This is a genomic window from Curtobacterium phyllosphaerae (genome assembly GCF_049341865.1).
In the GTDB taxonomy this organism is placed as follows: Bacteria; Actinomycetota; Actinomycetes; order Actinomycetales; family Microbacteriaceae; genus Curtobacterium; species Curtobacterium phyllosphaerae.
The window spans coordinates 1-26493 of sequence record NZ_JBMPIU010000008.1 but is presented as its reverse complement, the minus strand read 5'-3'; the positions used below and the strand labels follow the sequence as shown (position 1 = coordinate 26493).

The window sequence follows — 26493 nt, the reverse complement described above, 5'->3', positions numbered from 1 at the left end:
CTTGACGGGTGGCACACCTCCTCGGCGCAGAAAACCTCCATCTCGAGTACCCGACCCGGGTGGTCTTCGAGCGCGTGTCCATCGGCATCGACGAGGGTGACCGGATCGGCGTGGTGGGCCGGAACGGCGACGGCAAGTCGACGCTCATGTCCCTCCTCGCCCAGCGGATCGAACCGGACGACGGCCGGGTCACCCAGCGCCGCGACGTCACGATCGGTTTCCTCGACCAGCGCGACGACCTCCCCCTCGGCACCACCGTCGGCAGCGTCGTCGTCGGCGATCGCGAGGAACACGAGTGGGCGGGCGACGCGAAGATCCGCGACGTCATCTCGGGCCTGGTGTCCGACATCGCCTGGAACGGGCTCGTGGACGACCTGTCCGGTGGCCAGCGCCGTCGGGTCGCCCTCGCGCGGCTGCTCGTCGGCGACTGGGACGTCCTGTTCCTCGACGAGCCGACGAACCACCTCGACGTCGAGGGGATCGCCTGGCTCGCCGAGCACTGCAAGCGCCGCTGGTCCGCCAACGCCGGCGGACTCGTCGTCGTGACGCACGACCGGTGGTTCCTCGACGAGGTGTCGACGACCACGTGGGAGGTCCACGACGGCGTCGTCGAGGCATTCGAAGGCGGGTACGCCGCCTACGTCCTCCAGCGCGTCGAGCGCGACCGGATGGCCGCAGCGTCCGAGTCCCGGCGCCAGAACCTGATGCGCAAGGAACTCGCCTGGCTCCGCCGCGGTGCTCCGGCCCGGTCCACCAAGCCGAAGTTCCGCATCGACGCGGCGAACGAGCTCATCGAGAACGAGCCTCCCGTCCGGGACAGCGTGGCGTTGTCGCAGATGGCCACCGCGCGCCTCGGCAAGGACGTCGTCGACCTGCTCGACGCCGGCGTGCAGTTCCCGGAGACCGAGCGACCGGTGCTCGAGCACGTCGAGTGGCGGATCGCACCGGGGGAGCGGACCGGGATCCTCGGGCCGAACGGGGCCGGCAAGTCGACGCTCCTCGGGCTCGTGTCCGGATCACTCCAGCCGACGAGCGGCAAGATCAAGACCGGCAAGACCGTGCAGGTGGCGATGCTCGACCAGCAGCTCGCCGACCTGCAGCAGTTCGCGAACGACCGGGTCCGCGAGGTCGTCGCCCGCAAGAAGACGAGCTACATCGCCGACGGCAAGGAGATGACGCCCTCGCAGCTCCTCGAGCGCCTCGGGTTCAGCTCGGCGCAGCTCTCCACGCCGGTCAAGGACCTGTCCGGTGGCCAGAAGCGCCGACTGCAGCTCATGCTCATCCTGCTCGACGAGCCGAACGTGCTCATCCTCGACGAGCCGACGAACGACCTCGACACCGACATGCTCGCCGCGATGGAGGACCTCCTCGACTCCTGGCCGGGCTGCCTGCTCGTCGTCTCGCACGACCGGTACCTGCTCGAGCGCGTCACCGACCAGCAGTACGCGGTGCTCGGCGGTCGCCTGCGGCACCTGCCCGGGGGCGTCGAGGAGTACATGGCGCTCCGCACCGCGGGCAGCTCCGCTCCGCGGAACGCGTCGGCGGCGACGAACCGGGTGGCCGCAGCGGCCGTCGGGTCCTACGGTGCCCCCGTCGACGCGGCCGGGAGGCCCGGGGCCGGGTCGGTGACGACCGTCCCGACCCTGACGGGCGCAGACCGACGGGCCGCCGAGAAGGAGATGTCGGCGCTCGACCGTCGCATCGCGCGCGTCGGCGAGGACCGGCAGGCGGTGCTCGACCGGTTCGCGTCCCACGACCAGTCGGACTTCGCGGGGCTCGGCGCCCTGCAGGCGGCACTGGCCTCGGCGGACGACGAGCTCGAGACGCTCGAGACGCGGTGGCTCGAGGTGGCTGAGCAGTTGGCGTAGCTCCCGGCCGCAGGACTTGGACGGGCGCGGCTGGATGCCCTACTGTACATCCACCCAGATTCCCCAGGACGTGCCGTTCGGCCGCCGCCACCAGACGGGACCGCCGTGTCGAACCACCTCTTCCGCAGCTGCGCCCTCGCCGTGTTCGTCGGAGTCACCGCGGTGTTCGCGGGCCTGGCCGTTCCCGCGACCGCCCAGGCCGCAACCGGCGATGCGGTGCTGCAGGGCACGATCACCGGGTCCGACGGTGCGGCGCTCGATGAGCTCGTCACCGTTCGGGACCAATACCGGAGCCTCGTCGCCATCGGGCGCACGGACGCCTCCGGCCACTACTCGATCAGCATGCCCGCTCGGAGTGACGTCCATGTCCAGGCCGGGTACATGGGGACCGGCAACTACGTCCAGAACGTCTACTCGGGTGGTGCGTTCGCGGAGGACGGTGCCACGTCGGTCGACGTCTCGGGCACGACCACGCTCGACATCACCGTCCCGGTGGGTGCCGTGGTGACCGGCACGCTGACCGGCGTGGACGGGCGCCTCGGGACCGGTTCGGTGGTCGCGGACTGGGACTACGGCCCGTACAACGCCGGGACGGTGCCGATCGTGCCGTCGCCCGGCCGGTCGTCCTACGACGCCGCCAGCCAGACGTACCGGCTGTGGCAGCTCCCGCCCGCGACGTACAGCCTCGGGTTCAGCTCGAACGACTACGACGCCGGTTCGCGGTACCAGTGGACACACGAGCAGCACGTCCCGCTCGCGAGCGGGCAGACGCTGCACAAGGACGTGACGCTCCTCCGCACGGCGAGCCTCGCCGGCACGATCCGGCTCCCCGACGGCTCTCCTGCGGCCTCCGCCTCGATCACCGCATGGAACGGTCCGAGCACGACGTCGGCGGGCACGATCTCGGACACGAACACGTTCGCCACGGCCGACCAGGACGGCCACTTCGTGCTGCAGGACATCAGGCCGGGTACCTACTCGATCTGCCTCGCTCCCTCCGACGCGCAGGTGTACGCAACGAGCCGGTGCCAGACCTCGCACCTCCCCTACACCTTCGACGCGACCGTGACGGTCGGCGCGAACGAGGCCGTCACGGGGTGGGTCGGCACCCTGACACCGGCCGGGGTGATCCACGGTCGGGTCGAGCTCGACCCGGCGGACGGCACGGCCCCGACCGCGCTCGCGAATGGGCACGTGGAGCTCGTGTCCGCCGACGTCGCCGATCCCACCCGTACCGTGACGCTGGACGCGGACGGCGCGTTCACCCTCGCGCACATCCCAGCGGGCACGGACACACTCCGGATCACCGGCCCGGACGGCGAGCGGGGGTACTGGCGATCCGCGCCGACGCTCGAGCTCGCGGACAGCTTCACCGTGACCGCAGGGCAGACGAACCAGCTCGGCACCGGGACGGTCACCGACGCGATCGGGACCGAGCGCATCAGTGGCGCGGACCGGTTCGGCACCGCGGTCGCCGTGAGTCAGGCGCTCTTCCCGCAGGCCACGCCGGACGTCCCGGTCGAGTACATCGCGAGCGGGACGAACTACGCCGACGCGCTCTCCGCCGGACCCGCCGCGGCAGCGCAGGGCGGCGGGCTGCTCCTCGTCACGAAGGACGCCGTCCCGTCGTCGATCGCCGACGAGCTCAGGCGCCTGAAGCCGAAGCGCATCGTCATCGCCGGTGGTCCGGCCGCCGTCTCCGCGGACGTCGAACACCAGCTCGCGACCATCACCGGCACGACCCCGGAACGTCGTTCCGGCGACGACCGGTACGCCACCTCGCTCGCGATCGACACCGATGCGTTCCCCGCGTCGTCCACGACCGCGAGCGCCGCCGAGGTGTTCCTCGCCACCGGCCGAGGGTTCCCTGATGCGCTGGCGGCCGGGCCCGCTGCGATCCACCTCGACGCTCCGATCATGCTCGTCGACGGCACCGTGCCGCCGACGTCGGAGCAGCGGGCGTTCCTGAGCGGCGTGCACGACGTCGACCTCGTCGGTGGGACGACCGTCATCACCGACACCGTCGCGGCCGACGTCGGCCGGGCGGTCCCGAGCGCCGCCGTGCACCGCCTCGGCGGGGACGACCGCTTCGCGACCTCGGTGGCGATCAACCAGCACGCGTTCGGTTCGGAGACCGATCGTGCCTACCTGGCGACGGGGACGGGGTTCGCGGACGCGCTGTCCGGCGGACCGCTCGCCGGGGCCGACGACGCGCCGCTCTACCTGACGACGCAGACCTGCGTGCCGGACGTGGTCCTCGACGACCTCGCCCGGGTGAACCCGAACGTCGTCACGCTGCTGGGCGGTCCGACGGTGATCTCCGAGGACGTCCTGGACGACCTGCAGACCTGCAGCTGAGCCGCCGGGGCGTGTCGACGTCCCGCGGCGGGCTAGCCCCGGAGCTGCCCCCACCCGAACGTCGACTCCGCGACGAAGTCCTGGAGGTCGCTCCGCAACCGGTCGACGAACACCGCGTCGGACTCGTCGGCGTCGAGCTGCACTGCCATCCCCGTGCCGTCCGCGTCCCGGAACCGCAGCAGCGCGTCGGTGAGCGGGGCGTCGTCCGTCAACGGCGTGCCGTTCCAGTCCACGACGGCGACGTCCACGATGTCGACCTCCTCGGCACTGAGGAGCGTCCCCACCACGGGTTCCACCAGGCGGAGGTACTCGTCGGCCATGAACGCCCCGACCGTCTGCGCGCGCACCTCAGTCACCGAGCTCGAGGCTCAGGGTCCGGAGCAGCCCCGCGAGGTGATCACGATCCGCGTCGGACAGCACCGCGAGGATGTCCGCCTCGGCCCGGACCAGTCCCGCGATCGCCGCATCGGCCGCCCCGCGGCCGGACGCCGTCAGCGCCACGAGGATCCCGCGACCGTCGTGCGGATCCGTCCGCCGTGCGACCAGTCCGCGTGCCGCCAGGCGGTCCACCCGGTTCGTCATCGTCCCGCTCGACACGAGCGTCTGCTGCAGGAGTGCCTTCGGGCTGAGTTCGTACGGCTCGCCCGCCCGTCGCAGCGCCGAGAGGACGTCGAACTCCCACGACTCCATGTCGCCCGCGATGAAGGCTGCGCGGCGGGCGCGATCGAGGTGGTGCGACAGCCGGCCGACCCGGGACAGGACGTGCAGCGGCGTGAAGTCGAGGTCCGGCCGCTCGCGGTCCCACGCCGCGACGATGCGGTCGACCTCGTCCTCCTGCGGCATCCGTCCATCATTGCGCATCGGCGCGGCTCCGGCACGGTGTCCAGACTGGAGGCGCGGGGTGCGCCCGCTCCGCCGCCCGCGGTCCGCGAGACGGGTGGCGGAGCAGAGCCGCGCCTCCCGGCCGTGGGAGAATGATGCGGCGCTCGCGCGCGATCCGCCTTGGTGTAACGGCAGCACGACAGCCTTTGGAGCTGTTAGGTCCAGGTTCGAATCCTGGAGGCGGAGCCGGTCGACGCCGATCGACCAGGGGTGCGGTCGTACCGCGGCAGAAGTACAGTGTCCGAGACACCATGCATCGCGGACGGGGAGTGTGCCATGGCTGGGGAACTGCGGCTCGACGGGGACGGACTCGCCGGACTGGTCCGGGAACTGACCACGCGCGGGGCGGCCGCGACCGACCACGCATCCGACGCCGACGCGGCACTCGACGCAGCCGCCGGGGCCGTGGTCTCGGCGCCCCTCGCCGCGGCGGTCGGGGCCCTCGCGGACCGGTTCCGGGGGCAGGCGGCACCGGTCGGCTCCCGCATGACGGGGCTCGGCACGGCGCTGACGACCACCGCGTCCGTGTTCGCCGCGACGGACGGCCGGCTCGCGGACCGCGCGCGCGGGACGGCGCAGTGAGCCTCCTCGCAGGTGCGCTCACGGCGGCGGACGTCGTCGACGTGCCCGACGACGGGCCCGGCCTGCGCACCGCCGCGCTGCGGTTCTCGACGGCGGCGGACGGGCTGCTCGACGCGGCGACGTCCGCATCGAGGTCGTGGACGGGTCTCCCGCAGGTGCTCTCGGCGGATGCCGTGACGAGCGCACTCGCGCCGATGATGGACCCGGCGTTCGACCGCGCTCGGTCGATCCGGACCGCGGCGGACGAGTTCCACCAGGTGGCGTCCCGCGCTGCGGTCGAGCTCGAGCACCTCCACGAGGAGCACGACCGGCTCGTCCAGCAGATCGACCAGTTCCACCGGAGCGCACCCGGTCAGGTCGCCGCGCACGCCGCGCACGAAGCGGCGTCCGGGAACCTGATCGGCGCTGCGGTCACGGTCGTCACCTCGTGGCAGCAGGTCCCGGCGCTCGTCACCGAGGAGGCATCGCTCCGCTGGCGGGTGCACGCCCACAACGACGACGTCACGAGCACCCTGAGCCGGATCGCCGCGCAGGTGGACGCCGTCGGGACCGCGGACTTCGCCACGGTCGCGGCGGTCGGCACCGCGTCGGCATCCGACGAGGGCAACTGGTTCGAGGACGCCTGGCACCACGTCGAGGGAGCTGCCGAGACCGGTTGGGCGGGTGTCGAGGCGGCCGCGGAGCAGGCATGGCCGTACGTCCAGGACTTCGGTGCGACCGTCGGGAACGTGGCCGCGTCCATGGGCAACGCGATCGTCAACCACCCGGACGAGTTCGGAGCCCTCATCGGCGGACTCCTCCTGATGGCGGCGGGCAGCGCGGTCGAGGGCGGCGGGGTCGCCCTCGACATCACCGGCGTCGGTGCCGTCGTCGGGGTGCCGGCGAACGTCGCAGGTGCGGCGATGATGGCGGCGGGTGCGGCGACCGCACTCGGGGGCGGGGCCAGCCTCGGGGTCCACGCGATGACCGACGACGAGGTCACCCCGAACGACACGGACCATGTCCAGAACTGGAAGAAGGAGCAGAACGAGAACCACCCCGGGCGGAACAAGGACGGCACCTACCGGAAGGACGGCAACGACGAGGCCCGCACCGACGCCAAGGCGAAGGAAGCGCAGGGTGTCAAGGAAGCAGCCGACGACGCCGGCCTGCCGTACCGGACCGACCAGGTGACCGCGCGCGTCGACGGCGTGCCGAACGGTCGGGTCTTCGACGGGTTGGCCGAGAAGCCGGACGGCACGTACGCCGGCATCGAGGTCAAGAGCGGGACCGCGAGCCGGACCGCCCCGCAACGGCTCTTCGACGACTCCGTCAGCTACGACCATCCCGCCACCGCGACGCTCCCCGACGGCACGGTCATCAAGATCACCTCCGTCATACTCAAGAAGGTGCCCTGACCGGATGGGGCACCGACGACCGACCGCGCGCCACTGCCGCGCACTCCCGTGACGACAGCGGAGGCCATCCATGTTCATCAACACCACCAACAGCGCCAGCGAGTCCGAGCTCACGGACGAGTTCCGATCGTACGAGGACCAGATCCGGCGGATGCTCGGGCTCCTCGACGGGCAGGCCGACGGCCGGTTCGCGTACGCGCTCTGGTGGCTGCCCGACGACGCCGGGTGGCCGGACCGCCCCGGGTACACCGACGGCGGTGACCACTCGTTGAACTACCTGCAGGCCGGTGGTGCCGCCGACCGGATGGCGGTCGACCTGCAGATCCTCGAGGACGGGCGACTGCGGCACTTCGTCGTCGGTCGGCCGCACGACCTCGGCGAACCGCTCACCGAACAGGTCCGTGTCGCTGGGCACGACCACGACGTCCACCCCGCGGAGGTGTTCGACGCCGACGAGGCCACGGTCCTGTTCTCCCACTACTTCGAACACCCCGGCACCGTCCCGGACGGGTACGTGCTCCGCCTCCTCGACCTCTCGTAGCCCGACGGCGTCGTCGGCGCGCTCGGGCGCCTGTCCGATCGGCGTCCCCGTCGCGTCCGATCTGCGTCCCTGTCGCCTCCGATCACCGTTCCTCGTCGTCCGATCGGCGACGGGGGCTTGCGCTCCGACCCTCCGTGCCGTTCACTACGGAGGTATAGCGCTAAACGCGCTCGATCGGCACGCAGCCGACTGGACAGGATCCCGCAACGGAGCGGGAGGATGGAGCACCCAGATGCGACCGCACCGGAACGCCAGCCCCAGGACGTGGACACCGGCGGATCCACCAGCACGACGATCAGGACTCCGAGGTGCCCTCGCGGTGACCTCGGTCCTCGCGCTCGCCGCCGGCCTCAGCGGACTCGCCGCGGCGACCGCCGGGCCCGCCGTGGCGTCGACCGTCCGCTACGAGGCCGAGCAGGCCGCCCTCTCCGGCGGCGCGACCGTCGCGACCGACCACAGCGGCTACTCGGGCACCGGGTTCGCCGGCGGGTTCACCGACGGCAACCGCGGGACTGCCAAGGTCGCCTTCACGGTGTCGGTGGCGTCGGCCGGCACCTACGACCTGCAGCTGGGCTACGCCGACGGGACCGGTTCGGCGCGCACCTTCACGCTGACGATCGACGGCTCCGCACGGCAGATCAGCCTCCCCGCGACGGCGAACTGGGACACCTGGGGCGCGCAGACCACCAGCGCGGCCCTCGGTCAGGGCACCCACACGATCTCGTACTCCTACGGGTCGTCGGACAGCGGCAACGCGAACCTCGACTTCCTCGCCGTGACGCCGGAGTCGTCGTCGACGACCCCGCCGGCGTCCTCCGGCTCCGGCTCGTACGAGGCCGAGTCCGCCTCCCTGGCCGGCGGCGCGGTCGTGCAGACCGAGCACTCCGGACACACCGGCAGCGGCTACGTCGGTGGGTACACCGACTCGGCCAGGGGGGCGGCCACGACGACGTTCCACGTCGCCACCAGCACCGCCGGGAGCTACGCACTCGCCCTGCGCTACGCGAACGGGACCACGACGACGAGGACGCTCACCCTGTCGGTCGACGGCACGGCCCGCCAGGTCTCGCTGCCCGTCACCGCCGACTGGAACACGTGGGGGACCATCACCACGACCGTGTCGCTCACTGCCGGGACCCACGCCGTCGCGTACTCGTACGGCTCGGCGGACAACGGCAACGCGAACCTCGACTCGCTCACGGTGACGGCGGCGAGCACCCCGCCGACCAGCACCCCGCCCGCCGCGAACGGCGAGGGAGCCACCGTCGCCTACGACGAGTACCCCGCTGCCACCGCCCAGACGAACGGCACGGTCATCGCTCCGGACCGCACGTACACGACCATCGCGGCGGAGTCGACGGGGAGGAGCGCCGTCCAGCTCTCGACGACCGGCCAGTACGTCCGGTTCACGCTCCGGCACGCGGCGAACTCCGTCGTCGTCCGGTACTCGCTGCCGCCGAACTCGGACGGCTCGCCGCGGACTGCGACACTCTCGCTGTACGCCGGGTCGTCGCAGGTCACGGATCTCAACCTCACGACGAAGTACTCGGACCTGTACGGCAACGGCTACGACTCCGACCAGCACACCCCGAACGGGTCCCCGGCGCACCACTTCTACGACGAGACGCGGGCGATGATCGGCAACCAGCCGGCCGGCACGGTGATCACGCTCCAGAAGGACGCCTCCGACACCGCCTCGCCGTACACGATCGACCTCGTCGACACGGAGCAGGTCGCGGCGGCCGGGACGATGCCGAGCGGCTACCGGTCGGTCACCGACTTCGGTGTGACGCCGGACAGCGGTGCCGACGCGACCAGCGCCATCAGCTCGGCGCTGCAGCAGTTGCAGGGCACCGGGACGGGCCTCTGGTTCCCGTCCGGCACGTACCGCACGTCGAGCCCGATCAGCTACCGCGGCGTGGCCATCAAGGGCGCGGGCATGTGGTGGACCACGCTCCAGGTGTCCGGGACCGACCAGGACGGCGGACTCCGTCCCCAGGGCGGCACGGTCTCCATCGCCGACCTGACGATCAGCGGCAGCCAGACGCACCGGGACAACAGCGCCGACGCCGCCGGCATCGAGGGCGTCTTCGGCACGGGGTCGACCATCAGCAACGTCTGGATCGAGCACACCAAGGTCGGCATCTGGACGGACCAGGGCACGGACGGGCTCCGCATCACCGGCGCCCGCATCCGCGACGTCTGGGCGGACGGCGTGCACTTCAACGGCGGTACCGCGAACGCATCGGTCACGCAGTCGGTGTTCCGCAACCTGGGTGACGACGCGATCGCCGTCGACACCGAGACGTTCACCAACGGACAGACGTCGGTGACCGGGTCCGTCGTCGACCACGACTCGATCGCGAACGTGGTGCAGGCGAACGGCATCGGTGTCTACGGCGGCGGCGACACGACGGTGTCGAACAACCTCGTCTCCGATTCCGTCGCGTTCGGCTCGGGCATCACGGTGAGCAGCCGTTTCGGGACGTCGTTCACCGGACCGACGACCGTCAGCGGGAACGGACTCGTCCGCACGGGCGGCTCGGGACCGGGCTACGAGGACCAGATCGGCGGCATCTGGATCGTCGCGGACAAGTACGAACTGACGCAGACCGTCTCCGTCTCGGGCAACGTCGTCCTCGACAGCACGTTCGCCGGTGTCAAGGTGAGCTACCCGAACCGGGTGGACGACCTCCGGCTCACGGGCAACACCATCGACGGTGCCGGCACCTACGGCATCCAGGTCCGTGCCACGAGCGGTCTCGCCACGGTGAGCTCGACGACGGTGACCGGGGCGGCGTCGGGCGGTCTCGACAACGGCAACGCCGGTGGGTTCACGGTGCGTGACGGTGGGGGCAACAGCGGCATCGCCTTCTGAGCACACCGTGAGCGGGGTGGGACGATCGTCGGATCGACCCGCCCCGCTCTCGCGTGCGTCCACGTGGTGGCAGCGGTCGTGTCACACGGACGCGAGATGCACCTGGACGTGCTCGCCGATCGCGTCGCGGATCTCCGGTCCGACGTCGCTCGTCAGCACGATGTCGGTGAAGTCCGAGAGCGGCAGGTACCGGTACAGGGACGTCTGCCCGATCTTCGATCCGTCCATCATGAGGACGCGACGCCCACCGCGTCGGAGCATCACGCGCTTCATCGCCACGATGTCCTGCTCTTGGTGGTAGGTCATGGACGTGTCCATCGTCGACGTGGACTGGAACGTGACGTCGACGGCGTACGCGTCGAGGTTGGTCTGGTCCGGCGGTCCGATGTAGGAGTCGTGCGTCCGTGAGTACGTCCCACCCACGGCGATCAGACTGATGTCCTGGAGGCCGCGCAGTTCCTCGAGCACCACCCGGTAGTTGGTCACGACGGTCAGCGGTCCTCGGTCGGGGAGCAGGCGCGCCAACGCCAGGACGGTCGTCGAGTCGTCGATCATGACCGCCATCCCGGGTTCGACGAAGCGGATCGCGACCCGGGCGAGGGCTTCCTTCGCCGCGGTGTTGTGCTGTCGTCGGAACTCGGAACTCGACTCGAAGGAGCTGGTGGGGAGCGCCGAGACCCCGCCGTGGAACTTCCGGATCAACCGCCGGGTCGCGAGGTCCTCGACGTCGCGATGGGTCGTCATCAGGCTGCGACCCGTGATCTCGGCGAGTTCGGCCACCGTGGCGGTGCCGTCGCGGAGGACATGGTCGAGGATGCGCTGCTGGCGCTCCTGGCGGGACAGTTTTTCCTTCTCCGGCACGTGGGTTCCTCCGCTACAAGCCTAGGAGGTCACGCGACGGTAACAGTAATCACATCTTTGTTGACACGATTACCAAAATCTTTGGTAGCCTCCTCCCGATCGACGAGTCCCGTCATCTCGGCCGGCCAAGCCCGCCGACATCTCGATGAGGAGAACCATGAAGAAGGTCATGTGGATGGCGATGGGCGTCGCCGCAGTGATGGCACTCGGGGGCTGTGCTGCCACCGGTGGGTCGTCCGGCGGCAACGCTTCGGGTGGGAGCAGTGGGGGTTCCTCGTCCGGGAAGGTCGCGTTCTTGATGCCCGACGAGGCGTCGACGCGGTACGAGCTCCAGGACAAGCCGCTCTTCGAAGCGGAGATGAAGAAGCTGTGCCCGGACTGCCAGGTGCTCTACCAGAACGCCGGTGCAGATGCGAACAAGCAGCAGCAGCAGGCCAACTCCGTGATCTCGCAGGGTGCCAAGGTCATCGTGCTCGACGCGGTGGACACGACCGCGGCAGCCACCATCGTGACGAGCGCGCAGTCCCAGGGCGTCAAGGTGATCACCTACGACCGTCCCATCACGGCGAAGCCGGCGGACTACTACATCTCCTTCGACAACGAGGCCATCGGCAAGAGCATCGCGCAGTCCCTGGTCGAGGACCTCAAGGCGACCGACAAGACGACCGGTGTGCTCCAGGTGAACGGTTCGCCGACGGACGCCGCGGCCGGCCTCATCAAGAAGGGCGTGACGTCGGTGTTGTCCAGCTCGGGCATCCCGGTGCTGGCGAGTTACGACACCCCGAACTGGGATCCGGCTCAGGCGCAGTCGTGGGTGTCGGGGCAGATCACGAAGTACGGCGACAAGATCAGCGGCGTCGTCGCGGCGAATGACGGCACTGGCGGTGGGACGATCGCGGCGTTCAAGGCCGCCGGGGTCACCCCGGTCCCGCCGGTCACCGGCAACGACGCGACGATCGCGGGCATCCAGCTGATCATCGTGGGCGATCAGTACAACACCATCTCCAAGCCGATCAAGATCGTGGCGACCGCCGCAGCGAAGGTCGCCTACCAGTACCTGCAGGGCAAGAAGGTCGCGGGCAAGACGACGCTCTTCAACACGCCCACGCAGCTCTTCGAGCCCACGGTCGTGACGCAGAAGAACGTCAAGTCGGTCATCTTCGACGGTGGCATCTACTCGTACAAGCAGATCTGCACGGCGCAGTACGCCTCCGCCTGCGCCAAGCTCGACATCCAGCAGTAAGCACCGGCGGGTGGGCTCGACCATCGGGCCCACCCGCACGGCTCATCCTCAGGAGTTTCAATGACGAACCCACAAGCTGCTGCGTCGTCCACGGGCCGACCCGTGCTGTCGATGCGCGACGTCTCCAAGTCCTTCGGCGCCGTGTCCGCGCTGACCGAGATCCGACTCGACGTGCACGCCGGCGAGGTGGTCGCCCTGGTCGGCGACAACGGCGCCGGGAAGTCGACGCTCGTCAAGGTCCTGGCCGGCGTGCACCAACCGGACACCGGCGTCATCGAGTTCGACGGTGCGACCGTGACGATCCCCTCGCCCACGGCCTCGATCGAGCTCGGCATCGCGAGCGTGTTCCAGGACCTCGCGCTGTGCGACAACCTCGACGTGGTGCAGAACCTCTTCCTCGGACGGGAGACGGGTCGCTTCCGTCTCGACGAGGTCGCCATGGAGGTCCGTGCGTGGTCGCTCCTGCGGGAGCTCGCGGCCAAGATCCCGTCCGTCCGCCTCCCCGTCGCAGCCCTGTCCGGCGGACAACGACAGACCGTGGCCATCGCCCGGTCGCTGCTCGGCAGTCCGAAGCTGATCATCCTCGACGAGCCGACGGCGGCGCTCGGGGTCGCGCAGACGGCAGAAGTGCTCAACCTCGTCGAACGGTTGCGCGAGCAGGGACTCGGCGTGCTGCTCATCACACACAACATGGAGGACGTGCGTCAGGTGGCCGACCGTGTGGTCGTGCTGCGACTCGGGAGGAACAACGGCGAGTTCCCCGCCGCCGAGACGTCGACCGAGCAGATCGTCGCCGCGATCACCGGAGCGACCGACAACGCCGTCAGCCGACGGGCATCGCATGCCTGACACGCCCATCCCCACCCATCACGACACCGACCGAGGCAGGCCCATGAACTCTTCCACCGCCCCGTCCGGGCTCCCGTCCGACCTCACCGACGAGCGACTCACGACCTACACGGGTCTGCGAGGCACGCTGCGCGGTGCGACCGATCGACTCCGCTCCGGTGACCTCGGCGCACTGCCCGTCATCATCGGGCTGGTGGTCATCTCGGTGATCTTCCAGACCCTCAACCCGATCTTCCTCTCCAGCCAGAACCTGTCGAACTTGCTCATGGACGCCAGTCCGGTCGGGATCCTGGCCCTCGGCATCGTGATGGTCCTGCTCGTCGGTCAGATTGACCTGTCCGTCGGTTCGGTGAGCGGCTTCTCCGCGGCGGTCCTCGCGGTCCTGTTCGTCAACAACCACCTGCCGCTCGGCCTGACACTCGTCATCACGATCGCGATCGGTGTCGCGATCGGGTACCTGTACGGCGTCATCTTCACGCGCATCGGGATCCCGTCCTTCGTGGTGACCCTCAGTGGGCTGCTCGCCTTCCTCGGGCTCCAGCTGTTCGTGCTCGGACCGACCGGGTCGATCAACCTGCCCTACGACTCGCCCCTCGTGACCTTCGGGCAGCTCGCGTTCGTGCCGAAGCCCGTCTCCTACGTGTTCGCGGTGGTCATCGGTGTGGCCTACTTCCTCCTGAAGTACCTGAGCTCGAGGAGCCGACGCCGAGCCGGCCTCTCCGGTGCGTCCACGACCGGTCTCGTGGTGCAGGCGGCCGTCATGACGGTGGTGCTCCTCGCGATCGCGGCCTACATGAACCAGGCCCGCGGGTTCGGCTGGATGTTCGTCGTCTTCGTCGTGCTCGTCCTGGCCGCGGACTACGCGCTGCGCTCGACCCGGTGGGGGAGGAACGTCTTCGCGGTCGGCGGCAACAAGGAAGCCGCCCGGCGGGCCGGCATCAACGTCAACTGGACGTTCACGACGACCTTCATGATCTGCTCCGCGCTCGGCGCGTTCGGGGGCATCCTCGCTGCGGGCCGACTCGCGTCCGCCGCGACGAGCAGCGGGGGCGGCGACACCAACCTGAACGCCATCGCCGCCGCCGTGATCGGCGGGACGAGTCTGTTCGGTGGTCGTGGCTCCGCCATCTCAGCGCTGCTCGGCGTGCTGGTGATCGCTGCGATCTCGAGCGGCCTGACGCTGCTCAACCTCGACTCGTCGATCCGGTACTTCATCACCGGTGTCGTCGTGCTCATCGCGGTCGGCGTCGACGCCATCGCCCGTCGCTCCCGTGCCAGCCACGGTCGCGCCTGATCGGAGAGAACGATGCCACGAATCCTCCTCGCCGGTGACCACTTCGTCACCCCGGCGCTCTTCCGCGACGCGTTGACCGCGCATGTCGATCCTGCGGTACCCGTCGAGTACGACGACCTGACGCTGCCGTGGCCGTACACGCCGTTCGGCGACGTCGACGGTGTCCACGAAGCCAGCGGGAGCGCCGCCGACCTCATCGACGCACTCCACGAGACCGACGTGGTCGTCACCCAGATGGCACCGTTCACCGCGGACGTCTTCGCGGCACGTCCGGCGCTCAGGATGGTGTCCGTCTGCCGTGGTGGCCCGGTGAACGTCGACCTGGCGGCCGCCACCGCGGCGGGCGTCATCGTCACCTACGCCCCCGGTCGGAACGCGCAGGCCGCAGCGGAGTTCGCCGTCGGATTGATGCTGACGGCGATGCGTCGCATCAGCGACGGCGACCGCGAGCTCCGCGCCGGTCGATGGCGCGGCGACTACTACGCCTACTCCGAGGTCGGCGTCGAGCTGGGTGCCGCGACCGTCGGACTGGTCGGCTACGGGGCGATCGGTCGCATCGTGGCGCGGATCCTCCAGGCGTTCGGTTCGACGGTGATCGCGTACGACCCGTACGCAGACCCCGACGCGCTGCAGCGCGACGGGGTCCGAGGGGTGGCGCTCCCGGAACTCCTGGGCCTCGCCGACGTCGTCAGCCTGCACGCCCGCCTGACCCCCGAGACGCGGCACATCATCGCGGCCGGCGAACTCGGCCTCATGCGTCGGGGTGCCGTGATCGTCAACAGTGCGCGGGGCGACCTGCTCGACTACGACGCGCTCCCGGCGCTCCTCGCGGACGGGAGCCTCGCTGCGGCGGCCTTCGACGTGTTCGACGTCGAGCCCCCGCCACCCGGGTGGCCGCTGCTCCGCGCCGGGAACGTCGTGGCGACGCCCCACCTCGCCGGCGCGACGAAGCAGACGGCGCAACGCGCCGCCGACATCGTCGCGACGGACGTCGCGACGTACCTCCGCGGCGACGTCCCCGAGCACGTCGCGAACCCAGCGGTCCTCGACCGCATCGCTCGATGAGCGGGCTGACGGCCGCGATCGACGTCGGGACGAGCCTGATCAAGGTCGTGCTCATCGACGACGAGGGCACGGAACACGGGACCGCGTCGCAGCGGACCCGTGTCACCGGCGCCACGCCGGGGTGGAGCGAGCAGGACATGACGGGGGTGCTCGACGCGGTCCTCAAGGGCCTCCGGGAAGCCGTCGGCCTCGCCGGCGAGCGGGTCGTCCGCATCGCACTGACGGCGCAGGGGGACGGGTTCTGGCCGGTCGACCGGTCGGGGCGGCCCGCCGGCCCGGCGATCCTGTGGAACGACGCCCGTTCCTCCGCGGTGGTCGAGGAATGGCGAGCATCCGGTTCGCTCGACGAGGCGTTCCGCATCAACGGCTCCCTGGGGAACAGCGGGCTCCCGCATGCGATCCTCGCCACGTTGCGTCGCGAGGACGAGGACCGTCTGGCGGAGGTGGCGACGGTGCTGACCTGTGGCGGGTGGCTGTACCGGGCGCTCACCGGCGTGCTCGGTCTGCACCCGTCGGACGCCTCCGCACCGTGGCTCGACATCGCGACCGGCACGGTGTCCGATGAACTTGTGGACATCTACGGACTGGAGTGGGCCAGGGAGCTCGTCCCGCCCGTGCTCGCGGCGGACGAGCTCACCGCTCCGCTCGACCCGAGGATCGCCACGGCGGTCGGCCTGGCACTCGGGACACCGGTCACGATGGCACCGTACGACGTGGTGGCGACGGGATGGGGGAGTGGCGCCACGGCTCCCGGATCGGCGTTCGGCATCCTCGGCACGACCCTGTGCGTCGGCGTGCAGCTCGACGCCGCGGACACGAGCGGACCGCCGTCCGGACTGACGCTCCGGAACCGGGACCAGCCCCAGCCGCTGCGGGCGTTCCCCACGCTCGCCGGGACCGGCGTCGTCGACTGGGCGATGACCATCCTCCAGATCGAGGACGCGGCCGAGTTGTCGGCCCTCGCCGCCGCGGCCCCGTCCGGATCGCACGGCGTCCGCACCTGGCCGTACCTGTCCGAGGCGGGCGAGCGAGCGCCGTTCCTCGATCCCCACGCCCGCGGTGTCTTCGCCGGCATCACCCTCTCGACCACGCGGGCCGACCTGGCACGGTCCGTGTTCGAGGGACTCGCACACGTCATCCGGGACTGCGTGGACGCGACGGGATCGGTCCCCGAGCTCCTGGCCCTCTCCGGCGGCGGCTCGGCCAGCAGCCTCTGGTGTCAGGTCATCGCCGACACCGTCGGCACCACGGTGACGAGCGAGCCCGGCCGCCAACTCGGCGCACGGGGCGCGCACATCGCTGCGCTCGCCGCGGAGCGTGGACTCACTCCCGAAGCCGTCGCGCAGGCCATGCCGGTGCAGCGGACCGCGTTCCACCCGGACCCGCGCGACTCGGAGACGGCCGCGGCACGACACGAGGACTTCCTCGTTTCGCGTGACGCGTTCGCCGAACGGTGGCGCACCTGGGAGCGACCGCGGTGACGGACGCATGGGTCGGCATCGACCTCGGGACCCAGAGCCTGCGAGCCGTCGCGGTCAGTGAGGACGGCGCAACGCACGGACCGGTGACCCGGCCGTTCCGGAGCACGCGCGTCGGTCGCTCCCACGAGCAGGACCCGCAGCAGTGGATCGCAGCGGCACGATCCGCCATCGAACAGCTCGTCCGCGAACTGCCGCGGGGGCTCTCGGTCCGCTCGATCGCCGTCGACGGGACGTCCGGGACGCTCGTGCCCCTGACGGCGGACGGTGCTCCGCAGGGCGCTGCCGTCATGTACGACGACCCTCGGGGCGCACCGTTCCTCGAACAGGTCCAGGATGCCGGCGCGGACCTCTGGACACGGATGGGCTACCGGATGCAACCGACCTGGGCGCTCCCGAGGTTGCTCGCCATGCGGGACACCTCGGCTGCCCGTCGCTTCGGACATCAACCCGACGTCGTCCTGAACCACCTCGCGCGGACGCGGCTCGGGACGGATCTGTCGAGTGCGCTCAAGACCGGTGCCGACCTCGACGCGGCGGGATGGCCGCTCGAGGTCCTCGGTCGCCTCGGGATCGACACGGCCGAACTGCCCGAGGTCGTGCCGAGCGGTTCCGCGCTCGGTGTCGTCCACCCGGCCGTCGCCGCGGAGCTCGGTCTGCCGCGCGGCGTCGAACTCATCGCCGGCACCACGGACGGCGTCGCTGCCCAGCTCGCCGCCGGAGCCGTCGAGCGCGGCGCGGGCTGCACCGTCCTCGGCACGACGCTCGTGCTCAAGGCGGTCGCACCGACCCGGGTCGGTGACACCGGCGCGGGTGTCTACTCGCACCCGGCGCCGCTCGGCGACGCGTGGTTCCCCGGCGGCGCGTCCAACGTGGGCGCCGGGGCCTTCTCGGAACTCCTGCCCGGGCGCGACCTCGCCGCCCTCACGGCAGCCGCGGCCGCACTCGGAGGTGTCCCGGTGAGCTACCCCTTGACGCGTCCCGGCGAACGGTTCCCGGTCCCGGACGACACCATGGCCGGCCGGTGGCCACGACCGACCGACGAGATGTCCGAGGCCGAACTGTTCCGGACCATCGCGTTCGGGGTCGCGTTCGTCGAACGCCTCGCCTACGAGCGTCTCACCGCGCTCGGAGCACCGGTCCGACGCGTCGTCACCACCGGCGGCGGCGCGCGGAACGGGTGGTGGCTCGCACTGCGCTCCGCCGTGCTGGGGCGGGAGGTCAGTGTGCCGCGAGAACCGGAGGGTGCGCGCGGCACGGCCCTCCTGGCCCGAGCCGGCTGGCTCCGGGAACCGCTCGCGGCGTCCGTGGCGCAGTTCGTCCGCACGTCTCCACCGGTGGCGCCCCTCGACCTGGCGGACGCGCAGGTCGAGGACGCCTACGCGGCGTTCGTGGACCGGACCGACGGAGGGACAGACCGATGACCGTCATGCACCTCGTCCGGCACGGCGAGACCACGTGGCACGCCGAGAACCGCTACGCCGGCCGCAGCGACGTCGGACTCACCGACCGGGGTGCAGCCCAGGCCGAGACGCTCGGTCGGTGGGCGGCGGGAGCCGAGCTCGAGCACCTCGTCTCCTCCGACGCGACGAGGGCGCGCGGCACCGCGATGCCGGCCTCGCGCACGACCGGTCTGCCGATCTCGGTCGACCGACGGCTCCGCGAAGTCGACTTCGGGCAGGCGGAGGGCATGACGGGTCGTGAGATGGAGGCGCAGTTCCCGGAGGCGCGCGCAGCCTTCCTCCGGGAGCCGGCGACCCGTCCGTTGCCCGGCGGCGAGACCGGCATCGACGCGGCGAAGCGGGTGACGGTGGCGCTCACGGAGATGGCGGCGGAGCAGGCCGGTCCGGTGCTCGTCGTCGGACACTCCACGGTCCTCCGGCTCGCGCTCTGTCAACTGCTCGACATCCCGCTCGACGCGTACCGGGTGGTGTTCCCCAGCATGCACAACGTCGCCGTGACGACGATCGACCTGCAACCCGACCGGGGGCGGGGCGTCCCGGTCTCCCTGCTGCGGTACAACGCGGACATCACGCCGCCGCTCCGGTGAGCCGGGAGGCGCGTCGCCGGTCGACGGGGCCGCGAGCGGCTTCGCGAGACCGAGGACACGCCCGGCTCCCGGGTCCGCGCGTGGTCACGCGGACTCGCGCACCACGAGGTTGACCGGCTCCTGGTGGAGTCCTGGTGTCGTCGTCCCTTCGATGGCCTCGACCAACTCCTGTGCCGCCACGCGGCCGAGGTGCTGCAGGTTCATGTCGATGCTCGTCAGCGGCGGCTCCGACTCGAGCACGAGGATGTCCCAGTTGTCGAAGCCGACGACGGCGACGTCCTCCGGGACCCGCTTGCCGATGACCCGGAGGGTGTCGAGCACGCCCCGCGCGATGTGGTCGCTCCCCGCGATGACCGCGTCGATCTCGGGGTGTGCGGAGACGAGCAGCCGTGTGCAGTCACGTCCCCACCGCTCGCCCCACGGCCCGTGGAGGCGATCGCCCCCGACCAGCTCCAGGCCGTGCGCGGCGAGTTCGGCAGCCGCACCCCTCGCCCGGTCCTGCGCAGCGGTGTAGTGCGACTGCCCGTTCACCAGGGCGATCGACCTCCGGCCGCCGTCGATGAGTCGACGAGCTGCGAGTCGGCCGGCCATCACATTGTCGGGCGTGAACGACGTGTCCGCGGGATCGAGGGACGGCGCGTACACGTAGACCACCGGCACGTCCGCCGCGACCGAGACGGGCGGCCGGGGGTTGGTCGTGCGCCCGACGACGAGGAGTCCGTCGATCTTGCGGGTCAGCAGCGTCGTGATGTGGAGCTGCTCGCGCATCACGTCGTCGCGCGCGTCCGCGAGGAGCACCGAGAGGGACCCGGCTCCGAACGCGTCCTCGGCTCCGAGCAGGATCGGGAGCACGAACCGGTTGTCGAGGTCGCTCGTGAGCATCCCGATGCTGTTCGTCCGGCTCGAGTTCAGCGCCTGGGCGAAGAAGTTCGGTCGGAAGTCGAGTGACTCGGCGGCTCGCTCGACACGTCGGCGGGTCTCGTCCTTGACGTGCGTCCTCTTGTTGAGCGCCTTGGACGCCGTGGCGATCGAGACGCCGGCAGCCCGTGCGACGTCCGCGAGTGTCGCGCGCGACTCGGCTCGACGTTGCGGGGGTGTCTCGTCCATGCCACGAAACTAGTTCACAAAGGGGTTGACAAGCAATGGAAGCAGCAAATACTGTCTCCCCGAAACCGCTTTCGGTTTCGATCTCAACGGAGAGATCCTGTCCACAGCCAGACCTCTCCGCACCCGGAACCGTGCAGACACTGCATCAAGAGAGGAATCACTGTGATCTCGTTCCCCCGCCGCAAGGGCGCCCTCGGCGCCCTCGTCGGCATCGCCGCCGCGTCGGTGCTGCTCACCGGCTGCGCCGCCCACACCTCGTCCTCGACGTCGGGTGCCGCCCCGAAGGGCACCTACACCTTCTGGGACCCCTACCCCCAGTTCGATGCCTCCTCGGCCTGGAACAAGCTCGTCGAGAAGTGTGGAACCGAAGCCGGAGTGACCGTGAAGCGGACCGGGTACGACACCTCCGACCTCACGAGCAAGGCGCTCCTGGCGGGGCAGCAGAACAACTCGCCGGACCTGCTCCTCGTCGACAACCCGGTCGTCTCGACACTCGCCGAGGCCGGGATCCTGACGGACACCTCCGAGACGAAGACCTCCACCGCCTCCATCGAGAAGAACATCCTCGCCGCCGGACAGGTCGGCGGGAAGACGTACGGTGTGCCCATCGGCGCGAACACGCTCGCGCTGTACTACAACAAGAAGGTCCTCGACGCGGCCGGGGTCGACCCGTCGAGCGTCAAGGACTGGGCCTCGCTGACGTCGGCGCTGGAGAAGATCTCGGCGAACGGCGACAAGGGCATCACCTTCTCGGGCATCGGGACGGAGGAGGGCAGCTTCCAGTTCCTCCCCTGGTTCTGGGGCTCCGGAGCGAAGCTCACCAAGCTCGACTCCTCGGACGGCGTCTCCGCGCTGACCCTCTGGACCGACTGGGTCAAGAAGGGCTACGCGCCGAACTCCGTGATCAACAACACGCAGACCACGTCCTGGCAGGAGTTCCTGACCGGCAAGTTCGGGTTCAGCGAGAACGGCACCTGGCAGCTCGCCGGTGTCAAGGCATCGGGCATCGACTACGGCATCATCTCGATCCCGGCGAAGGACGGCGGAGCGGCCCCGGCGCCGACCGGTGGCGAGTTCCTCACGATCCCGGTCCAGAAGGACACCGCGCGCTACCAGGTGTCGGCCAAGATCCAGTCCTGCCTCACGAGCACGAAGAACGTCGTCTCGACCGACACGACCCTGTCCTACGTCGCGCCGACCGAGGCAGCCCAGAAGCAGCAGCTCGCATCGGCGCCGGACCTGCAGCCGTGGGTCACGGCCGTCGGCGATGCCAGGGGGCGGACGAGCGACGACCTCGGCACGAAGTACCCGAAGATCTCGGAGCAGATGTGGAAGGCAGTGCAGAACGCACTGTCCGGCTCGCAGACTCCCGAGGCGGCGCTGCAGCAGGCCCAGACCGCAGCAGCTGCGGCGACGAAGTAACGCACGACATCGCCGGACGCGGCGGCCCGAAGGAGCACCCATCATGAGCAGCACCATCATCGAACGCCCCGAGGCCGCCGCGCCGGACCGGGGAGCCGGCCCGGCCGGCCCCCCGGTCCGGGCGGCTCTCCAGAAGCGGTTCCGTGCGGAACAGGTGACAGCATGGCTGTTCATCCTGCCCGTCGTCGCCTACCTGGTGATCTTCTACGCCTACCCCCTCTACCGCAACGTCGACCTGTCAGTCCGCGACTACACCGTCCGGTCGTTCATCGACGGCAACGCTGCCTTCGTGGGACTGGCGAACTTCGTCACCGTCTTCCAGGACCCGACCTTCGGCCCCGCCCTCGAGAACACACTCGTGTTCACGGGGGTGTCGATCCTCTTCCAGTTCTCCATCGGGATGGCTCTGGCGGTCTTCTTCTTCCAGAACTTCCGGCTCTCCTCGACGCTCCGGGCGCTCTTCCTGGTGCCGTGGCTCCTCCCGCTCATCGTCAGTGCATCGACGTGGTCGTGGATGCTGAACAGCGACTCGGGTGTCGTCAACTCGGTCATCAAGGGGTTCGGCGGCGGCCAGGTCAACTGGTTGACGTCGCCGCAGTGGGCCCTCGTCTCCGTCATCATCGCCAACATCTGGATCGGCATCCCGTTCAACCTGGTGATCCTGTACAGCGGGCTGCAGAACATCTCGGCCGACCTGTACGAGGCGGCAGCGCTCGACGGGGCGAACGCATGGCAGAAGTTCTGGCGGATCACGTTCCCCCTGCTCCGACCGGTCTCGGCGATCACCATCCTGCTCGGGCTCGTCTACACGCTCAAGGTCTTCGACATTATCTGGATCATGACCAAGGGCGGCCCCGGCAACGCATCGACGACCTTCGCGATCTGGTCGTACCAGCTCGGGTTCGGGTCGACACTCCCGAACTTCAGTCCTGCAGCTGCAGTCGGCAACCTGCTGATCGTGATGGCGTTGGTCTGCGGGTTCATCTACCTCCGAGTCCAGAGGAAGCAGGCACAGTGATGTCCAGCACGACGACCCGACTCCGCACCGGAGTCCCGGTCGGGGCAGTTCGTCCGGGTACGCGTCAGCGCGGGCGATCGTCCGGGCGATCCGCCTGGAAGACCGCTCTCGGCGTGTTCCTCACCGCGATCATGTTGTTCCCCATCTACTGGATGGTGAACGTGTCGCTCACCCCGCAGTCGCAGATGCGGAGCTCCCCGCCGTCGTGGTTCCCGTTCACACCGACCTTCGACGGGTACGCCGCCGTGCTCGAGCAGCAGCTCCCGTACCTCGCCACCAGCCTCGTCGTCGGTCTCGGGACGGTCGTCCTGACCGTCGCGATCTCGGCCCCTGCGGCCTACTCCCTCGCCAAGCTCCGGCCGCGCGGCGGGACGGCGCTCTCGTTCGTCCTGTTGGTCGCGCAGATGATCCCACAGGTGATCATCGCGATGGGCTTCTACGCCATCTACTTGAACCTCGGGATCCTCAACCAACCGGCGGGCCTGATCCTCGCGGACTCGACGCTCGCCGTCCCGTTCGGGGTGCTCATCTTCACGGCGTTCATGAGCGGCATCCCGGACGAGTTGCTCTCGGCTGCCAAGCTCGACGGCGCGGGTACGTGGCGCACCTTCACCTCCATCGTCCTGCCGGTGAGCCGCAACTCGATCGTCACGGTGAGCCTGTTCGCGTTCCTGTGGGCGTGGTCGGACTTCGTCTTCTCGTCGACACTCAACGCCGGCGGGACAGTCCAGACGATCACCCTCGGCATCTACCGCTACATCGGCAACAACAACCAGGACTGGAACTCGATCATGGCGACCGCTGTCGTCGCATCCATCCCGGCGACGATCCTCCTCGTCGTCGCCCAGCGATACGTCGCCGCCGGGGTCACCGCCGGCGCCGTGAAGGACTGACCATGCCCAGAACCGCCACCGACCGACCCCGCTCGGACGACCTCGCCCCGACCGCGCGCCGAGGCGGCCCCGTCGCACCCTCCACTTCCAGGCTCTCGCCGCTCGACGCGACCGAGATCCGGCTCACGGCAGGGTACTGGCGCGACTGGCAGGAGAAGAACGCCGAGGTGGTCCTCGAGCACTGCCAGACGTGGATGGAGCGGATCGGCTGGATCGGGAACTTCGACCGGGCTGCATCCGAGGAGACCGGGTGGGAGCACGCCGGCGTCCCGTTCGTCGACTCCGAGGTCTACAAGCTGCTGGAGGGCATGGCCTGGGAGCTGGGACACGGAACGGACCCGGAGCTCGAGCGCCGGTACGACGCGCTCGTGGCCCGTGTCGTCGCCGCCCAGGAGCCCGACGGCTACCTGCACACCAGCTTCGGGCGCTCCTGGCAGCCCCCGCGGTACTCGAACCTGGAATGGGGCCACGAACTGTACTGCTTCGGCCACCTGATCCAGGCGGCCGTCGCACGCATCCGGACCGCCGGCGGGGGCGCGCTCGTCGACACCGCGATCCGGCTCGCCGACCACCTCTACGAGACCTTCGGGCCGGACGGTCGTGTCGCCGTGTGCGGTCACCCGGAGATCGAACCGGCGCTCGCCGAACTGGGGCGTGCGACCGGCGACCACCGCTACGTCGAACTCGCGGCGCTCTTCATCGAGCGTCGCGGGCACGGACTCCTGGGTCCGATCGAGTACGGCCAGGAGTACTTCCAGGACGACGTCCCGGTGCGCGACGCCACGACGTTCCGGGGGCACGCGGTCCGCGCGCTGTACCTGGCGGCCGGTGCGCTCGACGTCGCCGTCGAGACGGGCGACGCCGGACTCGCCGAAGCGGTGGCCCGCCAGTGGCAGCACACCGTCGCGACGCGGACCTACATCACCGGCGGCATGGGCTCCCACCACCAGGACGAGGCGTTCGGGGCCGACTACGAGCTCCCGCCGGACCGGGCGTACTCCGAGACCTGCGCCGGCATCGGCTCGAACATGCTCTCGTGGCGGCTCCTCCTGCACAGCGGCGACCCGAAGTACGCGGACCTCCTCGAACGGACGCTCCTCAACAACGTGATGGCCTCGCCGCGGGCGGACGGCCGGGCGTTCTTCTACACGAACACGCTGCACCAGCGGGTGCCCGGCTTGGTGCCGGACGAGGTGGAACTCAACGCGCGGGCCCTCGCGAGCCTCCGCGCGCCGTGGTTCGAGGTCTCGTGCTGCCCGACGAACGTCGCTCGGACGCTCGCCAGCGTCGAGCTGTACTTCGCGACGAAGACCGCGGAGGGGGTGCAGATCCACCAGTACGGCGACTTCGACATCGACACGGTGCTGGAGTCGGGGACCGAGGTCCACCTCGCCGTCACGAGCGGGTACCCGTTCGCCGGGGACGTCGTCGTCACCGTGCGGGAGGCGACCACGACCCCGGTCACCGTGAGCCTCCGCGTGCCGGCGTGGGCCGCGGGCGCCGATCTCGTCGTGGGGTCCGCCGGGCCGGTGCGGGTCGACGGTCCGGTCGCCACCGTGACCCGGACCTTCGCAGCCGGGGACGTGATCGCCCTGACGCTCCCGATGGCGGCCAGGTGGGTCGAACCCGACCCCCGGATCGACGCGATCCGCGGCACGGTGGCGATCGAGCGGGGCCCGCTCGTCCTCAGCCTCGAAGCAACGGCGGACGAGGACAGCGTCAACGACGTCCGGGTCGACACCTCGGCGCCCCTGACGACCACCGCCGACGGCGCGACCGCCGAGGTCATCGTGGAGCAGCACGGCGAGGGGTGGCCGTACGGTCGCGCCGACGTCGTCACGGGAACGCCCGGTCGTGCCCGGTTCACCCCCTATGCGACATGGGCGAACTCCGGACCGTCGACGATGCGGGTGTGGGTGCCGACCGTCTGACACGCGGACCGACGCGCCGGTGCAGGATCGAGCCATGGAGTACGACGGCGAGCCCTGGGTGCGCCGGCTGCGCGACGGCGTGATCCCGGGTCGTCGGGCGCTCGCCGTCGTCCTGCCGGTCGTGGTGGCCGTCGGGATCGCGCTGACCGTGCTCGGGCTCCTGCACCCGCACGTCGTCGGCGAGCTCCTCCGGTCCCGTTCGGGGTTCCTGGCGGTCCTCGTCCCACCGGGGCTGATCGTCACGGGCCCCGTCGTCGCGCTGATGACGCTCGTGCGGGGTCGGTCCGACCGCCGGGTGCTCGGTCGCCTCCGCGGCGGCGCCCGCCCGGCGTTCCACATCCCGGTGCGGACCCGGACGGAGGTCGCCGCGGACGACCTGCCCCCGCCCCGACCGGTGATCTGGACCGTCGACGCGGACGGCCTGCACGGGTGGGCACCGCGATCGTCCACGCCGGTCCTCGACCTGCCGTGGGAGGACATCGACCGCATCGACGCGGCGACGGTGTGGTACCGCGGGACACGGCGCGAGTACGGCATCTGGATCGGGGCCGGTGACGGGCACGTGGTGCTGGCGCCCCGAGCGGAGCTCGGACGCCCGTTCGCGGCGAGCCAGTACCGGATCGACGTCGTCATGCGGATCCTGCGATCGTTGCGACGGCAGTTCCGTCCTCCGACATGACCGACGGGAGGTGGGGGGGCCGCGGGGCCCCCCCCCCCCCCCCGGGGGGGGGGGCGTGGCGCCGCGGGGCGCGGTGGTGGTGACCGGGGTTGACAGG

The 26493-nt window shown here is 70.4% G+C and carries 22 protein-coding genes and 1 tRNA gene; 19 read left to right on the top strand and 4 right to left on the bottom strand.

Features of this window, described 5'->3' with window-relative positions; genetic code table 11:
- The first annotated feature begins 8 nt into the window (after positions 1–8).
- Both ACO0E0_RS13765 and ACO0E0_RS13760 read left to right on the top strand, forming a co-directional pair.
- Positions 9–1868: an ABC-F family ATP-binding cassette domain-containing protein gene (locus ACO0E0_RS13765; protein WP_422872008.1), complete on the top strand. Its 1860-nt coding sequence runs from the start codon at positions 9–11 to the stop codon at positions 1866–1868.
- A gap of 105 nt (positions 1869–1973) precedes the next feature.
- On the top strand, positions 1974–4226 hold the full coding sequence (locus ACO0E0_RS13760) for a cell wall-binding repeat-containing protein (RefSeq protein WP_422872007.1): 2253 nt from the start codon (positions 1974–1976) through the stop codon (positions 4224–4226).
- Positions 4227–4258: 32 nt separating this feature from the next.
- Here ACO0E0_RS13760 and ACO0E0_RS13755 read toward each other — a convergent pair whose 3' ends face one another.
- Both ACO0E0_RS13755 and ACO0E0_RS13750 read right to left on the bottom strand, forming a co-directional pair.
- Complete coding sequence (locus ACO0E0_RS13755; protein ID WP_422872006.1) at positions 4259–4582, bottom strand: hypothetical protein; 324 nt, start codon at positions 4580–4582, stop codon at positions 4259–4261.
- Positions 4575–5069 carry a MarR family winged helix-turn-helix transcriptional regulator gene (locus ACO0E0_RS13750; RefSeq protein WP_422872005.1) on the bottom strand — a complete coding sequence of 165 codons (495 nt, stop codon included), beginning with the start codon at positions 5067–5069 and terminating at the stop codon, positions 4575–4577. Before ACO0E0_RS13750 ends, ACO0E0_RS13755 begins: the two co-directional genes overlap by 8 nt.
- 153 nt (positions 5070–5222) lie before the next feature.
- Here ACO0E0_RS13750 and ACO0E0_RS13745 point away from each other — a divergent pair.
- The 5 genes from ACO0E0_RS13745 (at position 5223) to ACO0E0_RS13725 (ending at position 10506) form a co-directional block, all read left to right on the top strand.
- A tRNA-Gln gene (locus ACO0E0_RS13745) sits at positions 5223–5294 on the top strand.
- 90 nt (positions 5295–5384) lie between these two features.
- On the top strand, positions 5385–5690 hold the full coding sequence (locus ACO0E0_RS13740; RefSeq protein ID WP_422872004.1) for a hypothetical protein: 306 nt from the start codon (positions 5385–5387) through the stop codon (positions 5688–5690).
- Positions 5687–7087, top strand: a complete 1401-nt coding sequence (locus tag ACO0E0_RS13735) for a hypothetical protein (RefSeq protein ID WP_422872003.1) — start codon at positions 5687–5689, stop codon at positions 7085–7087. The genes ACO0E0_RS13740 and ACO0E0_RS13735 overlap by 4 nt, the downstream gene beginning before the upstream one ends.
- Before the next feature lie 70 nt (positions 7088–7157).
- Entirely contained in the window at positions 7158–7628 is a 471-nt protein-coding gene (locus ACO0E0_RS13730; RefSeq protein ID WP_422872002.1) for a hypothetical protein, read from the top strand.
- 319 nt (positions 7629–7947) lie between these two features.
- Positions 7948–10506, top strand: a complete 2559-nt coding sequence (locus ACO0E0_RS13725; protein WP_422872001.1) for a CBM35 domain-containing protein — start codon at positions 7948–7950, stop codon at positions 10504–10506.
- 81 nt (positions 10507–10587) lie between these two features.
- Here the strand turns inward: ACO0E0_RS13725 and ACO0E0_RS13720 are convergent, their stop codons facing one another.
- Positions 10588–11367: a DeoR/GlpR family DNA-binding transcription regulator gene (locus ACO0E0_RS13720; protein ID WP_422872000.1), complete on the bottom strand. Its 780-nt coding sequence runs from the start codon at positions 11365–11367 to the stop codon at positions 10588–10590.
- A 157-nt stretch (positions 11368–11524) separates the two neighbouring features.
- Here ACO0E0_RS13720 and ACO0E0_RS13715 point away from each other — a divergent pair, with 157 nt between their 5' ends.
- From ACO0E0_RS13715 to ACO0E0_RS13685, 7 genes are read left to right on the top strand one after another with little or no spacing between them, the layout of a single operon-like run.
- Positions 11525–12610, top strand: coding sequence for an ABC transporter substrate-binding protein (locus tag ACO0E0_RS13715; RefSeq protein WP_422871999.1), 1086 nt, complete (start codon positions 11525–11527; stop codon positions 12608–12610).
- 60 nt (positions 12611–12670) lie between these two features.
- The gene (locus ACO0E0_RS13710; protein ID WP_422871998.1) at positions 12671–13459 is read left to right on the top strand and encodes an ATP-binding cassette domain-containing protein; all 789 of its coding nucleotides are present in this window, start codon (positions 12671–12673) and stop codon (positions 13457–13459) included.
- Positions 13460–13502: 43 nt separating this feature from the next.
- Positions 13503–14753, top strand: a complete 1251-nt coding sequence (locus tag ACO0E0_RS13705) for a sugar ABC transporter permease (protein ID WP_422871997.1) — start codon at positions 13503–13505, stop codon at positions 14751–14753.
- Positions 14754–14765: 12 nt separating this feature from the next.
- Positions 14766–15818 (top strand): 2-hydroxyacid dehydrogenase, encoded by a 1053-nt coding sequence (locus ACO0E0_RS13700; protein ID WP_422871996.1) that lies wholly within the window; start codon positions 14766–14768, stop codon positions 15816–15818.
- Complete coding sequence (locus ACO0E0_RS13695; RefSeq protein ID WP_422871995.1) at positions 15815–17299, top strand: FGGY family carbohydrate kinase; 1485 nt, start codon at positions 15815–15817, stop codon at positions 17297–17299. Before ACO0E0_RS13700 ends, ACO0E0_RS13695 begins: the two co-directional genes overlap by 4 nt.
- On the top strand, positions 17296–18720 hold the full coding sequence (locus ACO0E0_RS13690; RefSeq protein WP_422871994.1) for an FGGY-family carbohydrate kinase: 1425 nt from the start codon (positions 17296–17298) through the stop codon (positions 18718–18720). Before ACO0E0_RS13695 ends, ACO0E0_RS13690 begins: the two co-directional genes overlap by 4 nt.
- The gene (locus ACO0E0_RS13685; protein WP_422871993.1) at positions 18717–19346 is read left to right on the top strand and encodes a histidine phosphatase family protein; all 630 of its coding nucleotides are present in this window, start codon (positions 18717–18719) and stop codon (positions 19344–19346) included. The genes ACO0E0_RS13690 and ACO0E0_RS13685 overlap by 4 nt, the downstream gene beginning before the upstream one ends.
- 84 nt (positions 19347–19430) lie before the next feature.
- Here the strand turns inward: ACO0E0_RS13685 and ACO0E0_RS13680 are convergent, their stop codons facing one another.
- Positions 19431–20453 carry a LacI family DNA-binding transcriptional regulator gene (locus ACO0E0_RS13680; RefSeq protein WP_422871992.1) on the bottom strand — a complete coding sequence of 341 codons (1023 nt, stop codon included), beginning with the start codon at positions 20451–20453 and terminating at the stop codon, positions 19431–19433.
- Between the two features lie 162 nt (positions 20454–20615).
- Here ACO0E0_RS13680 and ACO0E0_RS13675 point away from each other — a divergent pair, with 162 nt between their 5' ends.
- The 5 genes from ACO0E0_RS13675 (at position 20616) to ACO0E0_RS13655 (ending at position 26396) form a co-directional block, all read left to right on the top strand.
- On the top strand, positions 20616–21875 hold the full coding sequence (locus tag ACO0E0_RS13675; RefSeq protein ID WP_422871991.1) for a sugar ABC transporter substrate-binding protein: 1260 nt from the start codon (positions 20616–20618) through the stop codon (positions 21873–21875).
- A gap of 43 nt (positions 21876–21918) precedes the next feature.
- Entirely contained in the window at positions 21919–22893 is a 975-nt protein-coding gene (locus ACO0E0_RS13670; protein WP_422871990.1) for a carbohydrate ABC transporter permease, read from the top strand.
- Between the two features lie 131 nt (positions 22894–23024).
- The gene (locus ACO0E0_RS13665) at positions 23025–23786 is read left to right on the top strand and encodes a carbohydrate ABC transporter permease (RefSeq protein WP_422872111.1); all 762 of its coding nucleotides are present in this window, start codon (positions 23025–23027) and stop codon (positions 23784–23786) included.
- A gap of 2 nt (positions 23787–23788) precedes the next feature.
- Positions 23789–25717: a glycoside hydrolase family 127 protein gene (locus tag ACO0E0_RS13660; protein ID WP_422871989.1), complete on the top strand. Its 1929-nt coding sequence runs from the start codon at positions 23789–23791 to the stop codon at positions 25715–25717.
- 34 nt (positions 25718–25751) lie between these two features.
- On the top strand, positions 25752–26396 hold the full coding sequence (locus tag ACO0E0_RS13655) for a hypothetical protein (RefSeq protein WP_422871988.1): 645 nt from the start codon (positions 25752–25754) through the stop codon (positions 26394–26396).
- Positions 26397–26493 lie beyond the last annotated feature (97 nt).

Bases quoted from the DNA above. Each gene is read 5' to 3' on its own strand.
- ACO0E0_RS13750 (WP_422872005.1), bottom strand. From the start codon at position 5,069: ATGCCGCAGGAGGACGAGGTCGACCGCATCGTCGCGGCGTGGGACCGC.
- ACO0E0_RS13740 (WP_422872004.1), top strand. From the start codon at position 5,385: ATGGCTGGGGAACTGCGGCTCGACGGGGACGGACTCGCCGGACTGGTC.
- ACO0E0_RS13730 (WP_422872002.1), top strand. From the start codon at position 7,158: ATGTTCATCAACACCACCAACAGCGCCAGCGAGTCCGAGCTCACGGAC.
- ACO0E0_RS13715 (WP_422871999.1), top strand. From the start codon at position 11,525: ATGAAGAAGGTCATGTGGATGGCGATGGGCGTCGCCGCAGTGATGGCA.
- ACO0E0_RS13710 (WP_422871998.1), top strand. From the start codon at position 12,671: ATGACGAACCCACAAGCTGCTGCGTCGTCCACGGGCCGACCCGTGCTG.
- ACO0E0_RS13705 (WP_422871997.1), top strand. From the start codon at position 13,503: ATGAACTCTTCCACCGCCCCGTCCGGGCTCCCGTCCGACCTCACCGAC.
- ACO0E0_RS13700 (WP_422871996.1), top strand. From the start codon at position 14,766: ATGCCACGAATCCTCCTCGCCGGTGACCACTTCGTCACCCCGGCGCTC.
- ACO0E0_RS13695 (WP_422871995.1), top strand. From the start codon at position 15,815: ATGAGCGGGCTGACGGCCGCGATCGACGTCGGGACGAGCCTGATCAAG.
- ACO0E0_RS13685 (WP_422871993.1), top strand. From the start codon at position 18,717: ATGACCGTCATGCACCTCGTCCGGCACGGCGAGACCACGTGGCACGCC.
- ACO0E0_RS13680 (WP_422871992.1), bottom strand. From the start codon at position 20,453: ATGGACGAGACACCCCCGCAACGTCGAGCCGAGTCGCGCGCGACACTC.
- ACO0E0_RS13670 (WP_422871990.1), top strand. From the start codon at position 21,919: ATGAGCAGCACCATCATCGAACGCCCCGAGGCCGCCGCGCCGGACCGG.
- ACO0E0_RS13665 (WP_422872111.1), top strand. From the start codon at position 23,025: ATGTTGTTCCCCATCTACTGGATGGTGAACGTGTCGCTCACCCCGCAG.
- ACO0E0_RS13660 (WP_422871989.1), top strand. From the start codon at position 23,789: ATGCCCAGAACCGCCACCGACCGACCCCGCTCGGACGACCTCGCCCCG.
- ACO0E0_RS13655 (WP_422871988.1), top strand. From the start codon at position 25,752: ATGGAGTACGACGGCGAGCCCTGGGTGCGCCGGCTGCGCGACGGCGTG.